This is a genomic window from Micromonospora sp. NPDC005252 (assembly GCF_042872475.1).
GTDB lineage: Bacteria > Actinomycetota > Actinomycetes > Mycobacteriales > Micromonosporaceae > Micromonospora.
Window position 1 is genome coordinate 272365 of record NZ_JBIAKN010000005.1, and the last position, 11895, is coordinate 284259.

13 protein-coding genes are annotated in these 11895 nt (G+C 72.7%); 9 read left to right on the forward strand and 4 right to left on the reverse strand.

What is annotated here, in order from left to right:
- Positions 1–12: 12 nt before the first annotated feature.
- Positions 13–1605 (reverse strand): LLM class flavin-dependent oxidoreductase, encoded by a 1593-nt coding sequence (locus ACFYPH_RS17400; protein WP_387182811.1) that lies wholly within the window; start codon positions 1603–1605, stop codon positions 13–15.
- A gap of 115 nt (positions 1606–1720) precedes the next feature.
- Between ACFYPH_RS17400 and ACFYPH_RS17405 the strand changes: the two genes are divergently transcribed.
- On the forward strand, positions 1721–2314 hold the full coding sequence (locus ACFYPH_RS17405; RefSeq protein ID WP_354857169.1) for a MarR family winged helix-turn-helix transcriptional regulator: 594 nt from the start codon (positions 1721–1723) through the stop codon (positions 2312–2314).
- A gap of 109 nt (positions 2315–2423) precedes the next feature.
- On the opposite strand, the gene ACFYPH_RS17410 is transcribed toward ACFYPH_RS17405, so the two are convergent.
- Together ACFYPH_RS17410 and ACFYPH_RS17415 are read right to left on the reverse strand one after the other, a co-directional pair.
- On the reverse strand, positions 2424–3932 hold the full coding sequence (locus ACFYPH_RS17410) for a phosphoesterase (protein ID WP_387182814.1): 1509 nt from the start codon (positions 3930–3932) through the stop codon (positions 2424–2426).
- Between the two features lie 176 nt (positions 3933–4108).
- On the reverse strand, positions 4109–4594 hold the full coding sequence (locus ACFYPH_RS17415) for a hypothetical protein (RefSeq protein ID WP_387182817.1): 486 nt from the start codon (positions 4592–4594) through the stop codon (positions 4109–4111).
- Between ACFYPH_RS17415 and ACFYPH_RS17420 the strand changes: the two genes are divergently transcribed.
- Both ACFYPH_RS17420 and ACFYPH_RS17425 read left to right on the forward strand, forming a co-directional pair.
- Entirely contained in the window at positions 4595–5230 is a 636-nt protein-coding gene (locus ACFYPH_RS17420) for a helix-turn-helix transcriptional regulator (protein WP_354857175.1), read from the forward strand.
- A 49-nt stretch (positions 5231–5279) separates the two neighbouring features.
- Positions 5280–5669, forward strand: a complete 390-nt coding sequence (locus tag ACFYPH_RS17425) for a VOC family protein (protein WP_354857177.1) — start codon at positions 5280–5282, stop codon at positions 5667–5669.
- Positions 5670–5694: 25 nt separating this feature from the next.
- Here the strand turns inward: ACFYPH_RS17425 and ACFYPH_RS17430 are convergent, their stop codons facing one another.
- Positions 5695–6090, reverse strand: a complete 396-nt coding sequence (locus ACFYPH_RS17430) for a helix-turn-helix domain-containing protein (RefSeq protein ID WP_354857180.1) — start codon at positions 6088–6090, stop codon at positions 5695–5697.
- Positions 6091–6177: 87 nt separating this feature from the next.
- Here ACFYPH_RS17430 and ACFYPH_RS17435 point away from each other — a divergent pair, with 87 nt between their 5' ends.
- The 6 genes from ACFYPH_RS17435 to ACFYPH_RS17460 all read left to right on the forward strand — a co-directional run bounded on the left by ACFYPH_RS17435 (position 6178) and on the right by ACFYPH_RS17460 (position 11892).
- The gene (locus ACFYPH_RS17435) at positions 6178–7035 is read left to right on the forward strand and encodes an SDR family oxidoreductase (protein WP_387182821.1); all 858 of its coding nucleotides are present in this window, start codon (positions 6178–6180) and stop codon (positions 7033–7035) included.
- A 221-nt stretch (positions 7036–7256) separates the two neighbouring features.
- Positions 7257–8204 carry an ion transporter gene (locus ACFYPH_RS17440; RefSeq protein WP_355136722.1) on the forward strand — a complete coding sequence of 316 codons (948 nt, stop codon included), beginning with the start codon at positions 7257–7259 and terminating at the stop codon, positions 8202–8204.
- 79 nt (positions 8205–8283) lie between these two features.
- Complete coding sequence (locus ACFYPH_RS17445; RefSeq protein WP_363936314.1) at positions 8284–9453, forward strand: acyl-CoA dehydrogenase family protein; 1170 nt, start codon at positions 8284–8286, stop codon at positions 9451–9453.
- Positions 9453–10298: a PhnD/SsuA/transferrin family substrate-binding protein gene (locus tag ACFYPH_RS17450; protein ID WP_363936311.1), complete on the forward strand. Its 846-nt coding sequence runs from the start codon at positions 9453–9455 to the stop codon at positions 10296–10298. The genes ACFYPH_RS17445 and ACFYPH_RS17450 overlap by 1 nt, the downstream gene beginning before the upstream one ends.
- Positions 10295–11500 (forward strand): ferritin-like domain-containing protein, encoded by a 1206-nt coding sequence (locus tag ACFYPH_RS17455; RefSeq protein ID WP_387182824.1) that lies wholly within the window; start codon positions 10295–10297, stop codon positions 11498–11500. The genes ACFYPH_RS17450 and ACFYPH_RS17455 overlap by 4 nt, the downstream gene beginning before the upstream one ends.
- Before the next feature lie 38 nt (positions 11501–11538).
- On the forward strand, positions 11539–11892 hold the full coding sequence (locus tag ACFYPH_RS17460; RefSeq protein ID WP_355067447.1) for a TraR/DksA C4-type zinc finger protein: 354 nt from the start codon (positions 11539–11541) through the stop codon (positions 11890–11892).
- Positions 11893–11895: the final 3 nt, after the last annotated feature.

Consider the following 11895-nt stretch of genomic DNA (forward strand, 5'->3'; position numbering starts at 1 on the left):
CGGTTCCGCCGCTCAGCTCACCCCCAGGCGGGCCAGCGGCTCGACCAGTTCCCGCTCCTCGTAGCTCAGGTGCGACAGCAGGGCGTCGGTCAGCAGGTTCACCGCGGCGCGCAGCTCGGCCAGGCCGTCCGGCGCCCCGACGTACGCGACCAGCGCCTTGTCGACCCCCTCCAGCACGTCGTGGATGACGTGGTGCTCCTGCTCCAGCCGGTCGACGACCGGGCGCAGCCGCGGGTCGGCCTGCCGCAGCCGCGGAAAGAGGGCCTGGTCCTCGATGGTGTGGTGGGTGGTGACGATGCGGCAGTAGGACTCGCAGTAGGCGCCGAGCGTCCACCGGTTCTGCCGCATGGTCATCGTGTTGATCTGCGATCGCGCCACGCCGGCGTCGATCTCGCCCGCCGCGACCTGCTCGATCAGGTCGTGGATCTGGGCCAGTTCGCCGCGCAGGCCGTCGTGCACCTGCACCAGGTGCTGGCCGGTGGCCTGCTCGTGGGCGGTGTAGGTGCGCGTCGGGTCGGGCGCGGGCCCGGTGGGACGGGCCGACTCGTCCCAGACCTGCCGGTCGCTGAGCCGCCGGCCGTCGTCCGGGGTCGGCACCACCGCGAAGGCCCCGGCGGTCACCCTCGCGCGGGTCGGCCGCGCGGAGGGCGCGACGAGCGCCGCCGGCTCCGCGGCCACCACCGGCTCGGCGGGAGTACGCGTCGACGCCGCGCCACTGTCGCGTTCGGCCGCGACCAGTTCGCGCACGGCGGGGGCCACCTCGCCTGCGAACCGGCGCAGGTCGTCGGGGTCGTCGCTGGCGAGGATGAACGTGCCGACGCCCTCGCCCAGCACCAACTCGACCAACTCCCGCACCCACTGCTCGGCGGGCCCGTGCAACGGGCCGCCCCCGGCCGACGAGAAGGTGCCGGAGATGTTGAGCAGCCGGCGGACGTCGCGGGGCGAGCGGCCCGCCTCCTGGGCGGCATCGTCGATGATCTTGTTGTCCCTGGCCAGGTCACCGGGCTGGAGGTAGTCCAGTGAGGGCAGCCAGCCATCGGCCCGACGACCGGTGAGCGCGAGCATGCGCGGCTTGTACGCCCCGAGCCAGATCGGCACCGCGTGGGCGGGGGCGGGGCCGCGCTTGGCGCCGACCACCCGGTGGAACTCGCCGTCGACCCGCACGCCGCCGCGCGCCTGGACGTCCCACGTCTGCCGGATGACGTCGATGCTCTCCTCCAGCGCCCGTACGCCCTGGCCGGGGGTCAGCCGCCGGCCGCCCATCGCCTCGATGGCGTCCCAGAACGCCCCCGCGCCGAGACCCAGCGCGACCCGACCGCCGCTGAGCAGGTCGAGGCTGGCGACGCTGCGGGCGAGCACGGCGGGCGGGCGCAGCGGCAGGTTGGTGACGTTCGCCGACAGGTGCACCCGGTCCGTCCGCGCCGCGACGAAGCTCAGCAGCGTCCAGGTGTCCAGAAATCGCGGCTGGTACGGATGGTCCTGGAAGGTGACCAGATCCAGCCCGACCTGCTCGGCCAGGACCGCGAGCCCGACCGTGCGGTCCGGATCGTCGTTGCCGGGCGTGGTGAACGATCCGAAGACCAGGTCGTGGCCGTAGTCGCTCATCGTGCGAGCCTCCCGTCGTCCGCGACGCGTCGGACGATGCGTCGTGGCCTCGACCTTATGCCAGACAGAACATCTGTTGCCAACAAGGTTGGCTGTTCTGCGCTATTGTCGGAGCATGACGGGTGCCAGCGACCGGCCGGACCGGCCCGATCCCCTCGACGACGATCTGGGCTGGATGCTGGGGATCGTCTTCCGGGGCTACGTCCGGGCAGCCGAGCACACCCTGACCGATTTCCCCGGCGGCCCACGCGGTTATCAGGTGCTCACCGCCGCGGCCACCGGGCCGGCCCGCAACCAGGGCGCGATCGCCGAGGAGCTGGGCATCGACCGGACGGTGCTCACGTACCTGATCGACGACCTCGAACGCCCGGGGTTCGTCGCCCGGCGGGCGGACCCGGCCGACCGGCGCAGCCGGCTGGTGGACGTCACCGACGCCGGGCGGGCGGCCTGGGAGCAGCGGCGCGAGGCGCTGCGGCAGGTCGAGGCGCACCTGCTGGGGGCGCTCACGCCGACCGAGTCGGCGACCCTGCGCGCACTGCTGCAACGGGTCGCCTGCTCGACCCAGGCGATCGACCCCCTGCGCGATCTCTGCCAGGCGGTGGCCGAGGTGCGGCCCGAACCCGCTGCGCCGATGCCGAGCCGGCCGGGCGCAGCGTCCGAGCACGGTCGGCCGCGCGCCGCCCGGTCGCGCGGCCGCAGCGACGGCTGACCGGACGGTCGAACGGCGAGGTGGGCCCGCCGGCCGCTCCCCGACCATCGTGCATCGAGGAGTGCCGGCGGGCCCACCGTGTGGCGGCAGCGTCGCCTGCGGCGACGGGTCAGCGCACGTGCACGAACACCGGGTTCGAGTAGAACCACAGGTCGTCCCACGGGCTCTCCAGCCCGTCGGCGAGCGGCTCCGCCTCGTCGGTGCTGGTGCCGCGCACCCGCGCGTAGGTGTCGGCCTCGACGTTGCGCAGGGTGTGCCGGATGACGTAGTCCGCACCCTGGCGACGCCAGTCCCGCGGGCCGAACCGGGCCACCACCGTGGTGGTGGGGTTGGTGTCGGCGTCCGGGTTGGCGCTCGGCCCGGTGATCTGGCCGACGATCAGGTCCACCCGACGGACCTCGGGACGGTCCCCGTTGCCGTTCACACCGTCCAGCGGACGGAACGTGATCTCGATCTCGACGTCGGTGCGGCTGCGGCGACTGACCGTGATGGTCTCGCCGACCTCGGCCGTCTGCCCCTGGGATCTGGCGGTCACGTCGAGGCTGCGGATCAGGTCGCCGGTGGTCACCCAGATCCGGCCGTTGCGCAGGCCGTCCATGATGTCGCCGTAGTCCTGGCGGGCGTACACGTAGGTCTTGCTGTACTCGCCCGGCCAGAAGTCCGAGCCGCCGCGCGTCCAGTGCACGTGCGAGTCCGACGTCGCCGTGATCCACCAGCGCCGGCCCTCACCGAGCAGCGAGTCCCAGAGCCCACCGACCCGCGCGGTCATCTGGTCGAAGCCACCGTAGGTGGGGTGGTTGCCGTACCCGCCGCGCTTGCCGCCGTTGAGCGGACCGGCCTGGTGGCCGGGCGCGCCCTCGAAGCCGACGTAGACGTCGGGCGCGGCGTTGTTGCCGTTGCGGAACTCCCGCGGGGTGTCCTGGCCGTAGACACCGAGGCCGGGCGCCGACCGGGAGGCGTGGTGGGCGATCACCAGCGGCTTGTGCGGCATGCCCCGGGCGACCTTGAGGAACTCCACCATCTTGGCCTCGGTGTCGCGGGCCGGGTCGGTGGGGAACGCGTCGTACTTGGCGAACCGGCTCTCCAGCTCGAAGAGCTGCTTCGCCTCGTCGTCGTGGCGCGGGATCATCAGCGTGTGGTGGTCCAGCGAGGGCGCGTCGAACTCCATGCCCCAGAACTGGAGCACCTCGGGGACCAGCTTGCGCGAGCGCAACAGGTCGGGGTACGCCTGCTCGATGTTCACCTTCGAGTGCGTCGGTCCACCGTGGTCGGTGCACATCGCCCAGGTCAGACCGAAGTTCTTGGCCATGATCGCGTTGGTGACGATCGGGTAGACCGCGTCCGCGCCCTTGTGGAAGACGATCGGGCTCTTCGCGGTGTCGAACTCGCCGCTGTACTCGGAGTGCACGTGGTGGTCACCAGCGCGCCAGGACCGGTTCTTGGCGTTGCCCCGGTCGCTCGTGTCGTCGCCGGGTCGGCGCTCCTCGTCGGCCCACGCCGCGCCCGCGCCGACCAGCGGGCTGGCGGCGGCCAGCGTCGCGCCGACGCCGGCGTACTTGACCAGCTTGCGCCGCGACAACTGCGCGTGCTCGATCTCTTCGGCTTGCTTGTCTCGCACGTGAGAGCCTCTCCTCGATCAAGCGAATGCTCTTTCGATCAAGAAGCCTCGAAGAGGTTGGTGAACGTCCGCCGTACGACGGGCGGGTGCACGATGAACACCCTCGCGGAGCCCGTTGAAGGGCGCGCGAGGCGCGGCGGTGGGTCACGCGCCGACAGCGGGGCGTGCGCGTGTCGTCAGATCCGGGCGCGTGGCAGCCAGCCCAGGAAGCGGAGTCGTACTCGGGGCAGGGGCAGCGTCGGCAGATCCTGGGCGGCGGCCACGAGGCACGACCCGAGGTAGACGGCGAGCGCGGCACGCGCCCCGCCGAACTCGGCGAGCAGCTGGCTCTGCTTGGTGCCGCAGGGCCATTCGCGGCCACATCCGGTGCAGGTCCAGCTCGGCGGACTGGGCAGGTGCTCGGGCAGCGTGGTCCGTCGGTACCGGCCCACGACGCTGTTGTCCGCTCGCACGTCGCGTCGCCGGGGCTCGGGGCCCCCGTTGCGGTGCGCGGGTGGCCGCGGGGCGGGCAGATAGCGCCGGACGGTGCCGAGGAGCGCCCCGACGCGGACCAAAGCGTCCGGCCCCACCTGGTGGGCCAGCAACGCCGTGAGCAGGTAGTGCCCCAACAGGTCGGCCCCGGCGACGCCTTTCTCGTCACCCGTCCCGGTCAGCCGGTCCACGTGCGGTGGGACCCCGGCGAGGTGGAACTCTGCGTCCTGGACCTCGGCGTGTTGACGCAGGTGGCGACCGCCGCCACGGCCCGGAGGCCCGGCCAGATCCGGTTCACCGACCTCGGCGGAGTCAACGCGCCGCTCGCCCGGCAGTGGCACCGAACCACCAGTTACGTCAGCGATGTCGTGGCGAGCATCCCGAGCGCCAGCGCCCAGCCGTTGGTGATCGGCAACGCCGCACGGATGCTCGCCGCGGCAGCGCTCGCGATCTTCCCCAACACGGCGTTCACCGACGAGACCGCCGAGGACCGCCGCGACGCCAGCACCGCCACCCTGCGCCGCGCCGTCGCATTCATGGAGGAGAACGCCGACCGGGACATCAGCGCCGCCGACATCGCCAGCGCCGCCGCCGTCTCCCAGCGCGCGGTGCAGCTCGCCTTCCGCCGCCATCTCGGCACCACCCCGATGGCGTACCTGCGCAGGATCCGGCTCGATCGGGCCCACCACGACCTGGTCCGGGCCGACCCCGGACAGGAGACCGTGTCGGCCATCGCGAGTCGCTGGGGGTTCGCCAACCACAGCCGGTTCACCGCCCGCTACCACGCCAGCTACGGCGTGCCGCCTCGCGAGACGCTCCGCGCCTGACCGCGCCGCATGCCCCACGTCCGGACGGCCCGGCCGTAAGCTCGGTGCCATGCCGGACGGTTTACGGCTCGACCACTGTGTCATCGCGGTGACCGACTGGGCGAGGTCCACCGCCTTCTACCGGGATGTCCTGGGCGCCCAGATCGTCGACCAACCCGATGGTCGGGTCGCGTACCGGTTCGGCGACCAGCAGCTCAACGTGCACGGTCCGGGCCTGGACGTCGGCGCGTTGGTCGCCCGGCGTCCCGTCGAGGCCGGGGGCAGCGACCTCTGTCTCGTCTGGCCGGGCACCGCCGACGAGATCCTCGACCACCTGCGGCGGCACGGCGTCGAGGTGGAGGCCGGGCCGGTGGACCGCCACGGCGGACGCGGACCGGGCAGAAGTGTCTACTTCCGCGACCCCGACGGCTCGCTGTTGGAACTGATCAGCTACCGCTGACCGCCTCGGCGGACTCCGGCTCGGGTCAGCCCCGCTCCCGCTCGCCGGCGGTCTGCACCTCGGACACCGAGGCCTCCAGCAGGTCCGCGAGGCCGCGCAACTGATCGGCGACCCGGGCGCCGAGAGGGGTCAGCGAGTATTCGACGCGCGGCGGGATCGCGGTGAGCACCTCGCGGGTGAGCATGCCGTCGCGTTCGAGAGTCTGCAGGGTCTGGGAGAGCATCCGCTCGCTCACCCCGTCGATGCGCCGCCGCAGCGCGTTGAACCGGTAACTGCCCTCACCGAGCGCGAGCAGAGCGAGCGAGGCCCATTTTGAGGTGACGCTCTCGAAGGCGGCACGGGAGGTGCAGCCGCGCGCGAAGACATCACTGACGAGTTCCTGGGTAGGCCCCGCCGGGTCCCGGGCCGGCATGTCGCTCATGTCACCAGCTTACCCGACGCTTACCTGAGAGCTTGTGCTGTAGATTCGTAAGTGCTTACGTTTCGTCACCGTCAATCGGAGGTCCCCATGCCCACGTATGCCGTCACCGGCGCCACCGGCCGGCTGGGTCGCCTGGTGATCGAGCACCTGCTCGGCGCCGGCGTGCCCGCCACCGAGATCGCCGCGATCGTCCGCAGCCCGGAGAAGGCCGCCGACCTGGCCGCGCGCGGGGTCGAGGTCCGCCGGGCCGACTACGACGACCCGACGACGCTGCCCGGCGCCGTGGCCGGCGTACGCCGCCTGCTGCTCATCTCCGGCGACACGCCCGGGCAGCGGACCGCCCAGCACACCGCGGTCATCGAGGCCGCCACGCTCGCCGGGGTCGGCCGCGTGGTCTACACCAGCATCCTGAAGGCCGACACGACCACGAACCCGCTCGCACCGGAGCACAAGGCCACCGAGGAGGTCCTGGCCGCGTCGGGCCTGCCGTACACGGTGCTGCGCAACGGCTGGTACACCGAGAACTACACCGACCAGCTGCCGCAGTACCTGCAGAGCGGCACCATCCTCGGCGCCACCGGCGGCAGCAAGGTCTCCGCCGCGCCCCGGACCGACTACGCGGCCGCCGCGGCGGCGGCGCTGACCCGGGACGAGGAGGGCAACGCCGTCTACGAGCTGGGCGGCGCCGCGTTCACCTTCGACGAGCTGGCCGACGCCGTCACCGAGGTGACCGGCACCACTGTCGTCCACCGCGACCTGTCGGCCGCCGAGCTGGCCTCGGCGCTGGAGAACGTCGGGCTCGACGCCGGCACCGCCGGGTTCGTCGCCGCCCTCGACCACTCGATCGCCATCGGCGAGCTGGCCACCGACAGCGACGACCTCAGCCGGTTGATCGGCCGGCCGAGCACCCCGCTGCGCGACGCCATCCGGGCCGCGCGGGCCTGACCGGCCGCGGTCTCCTCACGGTTCGTCGATCGGGCGGGTGACAGGGTGTACGCCTGCGTCACCCGCCCGCCGGTGTCGGCCAGGGCGATGGCGGCCTCGACGATGGCGTACCGGCTGTGCGTCGTGACTAGGGTGGTGACCATGCCCCCGCACCGCCAGCCCGACGATGCGAGGTGGGCCCACGACGCCGCCTCGGCGCACACCGACGGGTCGGCCGCTTGATGAGCGGACCGCCCGCGCCCGCGCAGCGAGACGCACCGTCCACACCCCAGCGCGACCGGCCCGCGCTGGCCGACGCCTGCGCACGGCTCGCCCGTTCCCGCCCCTTCGAGATCGGCATCGTCGTCGTCATCCTCGCCAACGGGATCGTCCTCGGACTGGAGACGTACGACGGTCTGGTCCCCGCGACCCGGGCGCTGCACGGGCTGGAGGTGCTCTTCCGCGCCGTCTTCGTCGTCGAGATCGGCATCCGGCTGGCGGCCTACGGCCGACGTCCGCAGGACTTCTTCCGGCACGGCTGGAACGTCTTCGACTTCGTCGTGATCGCGGCCATCTTCGTTCCGGGCCTGCACGGTGACTCGGCGCTGCTGCGCGTGGTGCGGGTCGCCCGGATGGTCCGGCTGGTGCGGTTCTCGCCGGGCCTGCGGACCATCGTGTCCGCGCTGTGGCGCAGCCTGCCCGGCGTCGGCGGGTTCCTCGCCCTGGCCGTGGTGACGCTCTACGTGTACGGGATGGCCGGCTGGCTGATCTTCGGCGACAGGTACCCGGACGAGTACGGCGACATCGGCCGGTCGCTGCTGACGTTGTTCGTGCTGCTCTCGCTGGAGACACTGCCGGACCTCATCGAGCAGGGCCTGGCCATCTCGCCGTGGACGCTGCTCTACTACGTCAGCTACGTGGTGATCACCGTCAACCTGCTGCTCAACATCCTCATCGCGGTCATCGTCAACTCGATGGAGGAGGCCCGCCGCCTGGAGATGACCGAGCGGTTGGCCCCCGGCTACGACGAGGACGGCGACGGCGTACCCGACGAGGTGGACCGCATCGCGCTCACCCAGCGGCTGGACGACCTGCGGGCGGTCATCGCCGAGTTGGAGCGGGAGTTGCGGATCGACCGGGACGACACGCACGCCCGGCCGCACCGCGAGGACACCCCCTCCCGACGGTGAGACCACACTCTCGATCATGACGGCCGGATCGGCTAGTCTCGATGGCGGTCCCGCCGGTCCGAATGAAGGGGCACCGCGCATGACGGCCAGTGTCGACAGTTTCCAGTCCCGCACCGACGTCCTGACCACACTCACCACCGTGATCGACGAGGTGATCCGCCCGCAGGCGGAGGCCGTCGACCGGGACGGCGCCTTCCCCCGCGAGGGCGTCGATGCCCTCGCCACGGCGGGCCTGCTCGGCCTGGCCTCCTCCCCCGAGGTCGGTGGCGGCGGCCAGGGCATGCGCGCGGTCGCCGACGTCATCGAACGGCTGGCCGCCGAGTGTGGGTCCACGGCGATGGTGGTTCTGATGCACTACGCGGCGACCGCCGTCATCGAGGCGCACGGCCCGCACGAGGTTCGCGCGGCCATCGCCGCCGGCCGTCACCTGACCACGTTGGCGTTCTCCGAGTTCGGATCCCGCAGCCACTTCTGGTCGCCCACCGGGTCGGCGACGGCGTCCGGTGATGCCGCGGTGCGACTCGACGCCCGCAAGAGTTGGGTCACCGCGGCGGGCGAGGCCGACAGCTACGTCTGGTCGAGCCTTGCGCTGGCGTCGGGGGCCGGGCCGATGACGCTGTGGCTTGTTCCGGCCGACAGCGCCGGGCTCCGCGTCGCCGGTGACTTCGACGGGCTGGGCCTGCGCGGCAACGGCTCCCGGCCGATGACGGCCGAGGGCGTGGTGGTCCCCGCCGACGCGATGCTGGGCACCGACGGCACCGGCCTCGACACCGCGCTCGGCGCCGTACTCCCCTGGTTCCTGGTGCTCAACTCGGCGTTCTGTCTCGGCCTCGCCGACAGCGCCGTCGCCGAGGCGGGCCGGCACCTCACCGGCACCACGCTCACGCACACCGGCGCGGCGCTTCGCGACGCGCCCGTCGCCCGACGCGACTTCGCCCAGTTGAAGATCCGCACCGACGCCCTGCGCGCCTTCCTCGGTGACACCCTCACCGCGCTGGAGACCGGCCGGGACGACGCGACGCTGCGCGTGTTGCAGGTCAAGGCCCTGGCCGGCGAGACGGTCGCGGACGTCACCGACGGCGCGATGCGGCTCTGCGGTGGCAGCGCCTTTCGCAAGGAGTTGGGCCTGGAGCGCCGATTCCGCGACTCGCGAGCCGCCCGGGTGATGGCACCGACCACTGACGCTCTGCACGACTTCGTGGGCCGCGTCGCCACCGGCCTGCCGCTGCTCGACGAGGCCAACCGCTGATGCCGGCGCCGTCGGTCCTGATGGGCGCGGTCGCGTACGACCCCAAGGTCGTCACCATCTGGGAGGGCTTTCGCGGCTGGCTGCGCGGTCACGGCCTGGATTTCGACTTCGTCCTCTACTCGCACTACGAGCGACAGGTCGAGGACCTTGTCGCCGGCCGCATCGACGCCGCGTGGAACTCTCCGCTCGCGTGGCTGCGAGCCGACCGGCTGGCCACGGCCGCTGGCGGCTCCGTGCGCGCGCTCACGATGCGCGACACCGACCGGGACCTCACCTCGGTCGTGGTGGTGCGCGCCGACTCGCCGGTACACCGGGTCGAGGATCTCGCCGGAAGCGTGGTGGCGACCGGCGCGGTGGACAGTCCGCAGGCCACGCTGATCCCGCTCGGCCACCTCGCCGCGGCCGGAGTCCGGGTCGACGTGCGCCGGTTCGACGTCGGTGTCGGGCTGCACGGTGACCACGTCGGAGGCGAACGTGACGCCGCGCGCGCCCTGGCGGCCGGGGAGGTCGACGCCGCCTGCATGATCGACGCCAACCACCTGATGTTCGTTCAGGAGGGCACGCTGCCACCCGAGGGCACCCGGATCGTCGCGCAGACCGGGCGGTACGACCACTGCAACATGACGGTGCGCGAGCCGGCGTCCGACGGGGTCCGGCTCTTCGGCACCCTGCTGCGCGGCATGTCGTACGCCGATCCGCAGGTGCGCCCGCTGCTCGACCTGGAGGGCCTGACGGCCTGGCAGGACGGCCGTACGACCGGGTACGACGCCCTCGCCGAGGCGGTCGACGCGAGCGGGTTCTACGCCCCCGACGGGCGGGTGACCGCCGCGGACTATCGGCCGTGACCGCCGACGTCGAGATCGATCTCGGCGGCCTCGGCTTCGGCCGTGGCGCGCACCTGTTGGTACAGCGCGCCCTGGCCGGGTTGCCGCCCGGCGGCCGGGTGGCGGTCTCCGGCACCGATGCGGCGTTGGGGGTGCACCTGCCGGCGTGGTGCCGAAGCCGGGGTCACCGGGTCGAATGGCCCGATCCCGCGGACCGGAGTCGCCTGGTGGCGGTCGTCGTCCGGGGCGCCGCCGACGACGACCGCTGGTTCGGCGCGGAGCGGGCCGGGCCTGCCCTGCCCTCGGCGCTGAGCAGCCATCCACCGCCACGCTGGGGGCTCGGTGCCCGTGGCGCGCTGCTGGAGGCCGGCGGGCCCGAGGCCCGCTTCGACCTGGACGACCGCGATCTGGTGTGGGCCGACATCGCCCCCGCGCTGTACGCGCAGGCCGCCGCACGGCAGTGGGACCCGCAGACGGCGGTGCCGTGGGACGACGCGTTCGCGCTGCCGGCGGATGTCGAGGCCGCGGTCGTGCAGGTCATGACCTACCTGGTCGAGAACGAGCAGGCGGCTCTCGTCGTACCGGCCCGGTTCATCGGCCGTATCCACCCGCACTTTCGGGAGGTGGTGCAGCTCCTCGCGGTGCAGGTGGCCGACGAGGCCCGGCACATGGAGGTCTTCAGCCGGCGGGCGCTGCTGCGCGGCGCGGAGCTGGGCACGTCCTCGGCGAGTGGCCGGCAGTCGCTCTTCACGCTCGTCGCCGAGTCCGATTTCGCCCTGGCGTCGTTCCTGCTCTCCGTGCTCGGCGAGGGCAGCTTCGTCGACCTGCTGGGGTTCCTGGTGCGGCACGCTCCCGATCCGGTGACCCGCCGGATCTGCTGGCTGGCGATGCAGGACGAGCGCCGGCACGTGGTGTTCGGCATGGCCCATCTGGAGCACCAGGCGACGGTCGACCCGCTGCTGCGGGACCGACTCCGTGCCGCGATCCACCGTCGTCACGACGCGTTGGCCGACACCGCGGGCCTCAACGCGGACGTCTTCGACGCGCTGGTGCTGCTCGCGGCGGGCGGGTGGGACCCCGATGACGTGGCCGCCGGCTTCGACCACGTGCGTGCTCTGCAACAGGCGATGGACCAGGGCCGCCAGCGCCGACTCGTCCGGCTGGGCTTCCGGTCGGACGAGGCGGCCGCGCTCTCCGCCCTGCACACCCGCAACTTCATGTAGACCCCGGTGCGCGGCACCGGGCGTAGCCTGGAACCGCCATGGACACCGAATCCCGCGCGATTCGTGCGGATCTCCTCCGGCGGCGCGACGAGACCGCCGCTGAGGCCGCCGCGCTGGAGGGCGACCTGCGGAGCCTGTTCGAGGCGTCCCGGTCGTCGAACGCCGACGACGAACACGACCCCGAGGGCAGCACGATCGCGTTCGAACGGGCACAGCTCAGTGCCGTCCTGGACGCGGCACGTCGACGCCTGGCCGAACTGGACGAGGCGGTGAGCCGCGTCGACGCCGGCAGCTACGGCGTCTGCGAACGATGCCTGCGCCCGATTCCCGCCGAGCGGCTCGCCGCCCGCCCGTCGGCGCGTACCTGCGTCGCCTGCGCCAGCCGCCGGTGACGG

Bases quoted from the DNA above. Each gene is read 5' to 3' on its own strand.
- ACFYPH_RS17405 (WP_354857169.1), top strand. From the start codon at position 1,721: ATGACGGGTGCCAGCGACCGGCCGGACCGGCCCGATCCCCTCGACGAC.
- ACFYPH_RS17430 (WP_354857180.1), bottom strand. From the start codon at position 6,090: ATGAGCGACATGCCGGCCCGGGACCCGGCGGGGCCTACCCAGGAACTC.
- ACFYPH_RS17460 (WP_355067447.1), top strand. From the start codon at position 11,539: ATGGACACCGAATCCCGCGCGATTCGTGCGGATCTCCTCCGGCGGCGC.
- ACFYPH_RS17400 (WP_387182811.1), bottom strand. From the start codon at position 1,605: ATGAGCGACTACGGCCACGACCTGGTCTTCGGATCGTTCACCACGCCC.
- ACFYPH_RS17450 (WP_363936311.1), top strand. From the start codon at position 9,453: ATGCCGGCGCCGTCGGTCCTGATGGGCGCGGTCGCGTACGACCCCAAG.
- ACFYPH_RS17440 (WP_355136722.1), top strand. From the start codon at position 7,257: ATGAGCGGACCGCCCGCGCCCGCGCAGCGAGACGCACCGTCCACACCC.
- ACFYPH_RS17425 (WP_354857177.1), top strand. From the start codon at position 5,280: ATGCCGGACGGTTTACGGCTCGACCACTGTGTCATCGCGGTGACCGAC.
- ACFYPH_RS17445 (WP_363936314.1), top strand. From the start codon at position 8,284: ATGACGGCCAGTGTCGACAGTTTCCAGTCCCGCACCGACGTCCTGACC.
- ACFYPH_RS17435 (WP_387182821.1), top strand. From the start codon at position 6,178: ATGCCCACGTATGCCGTCACCGGCGCCACCGGCCGGCTGGGTCGCCTG.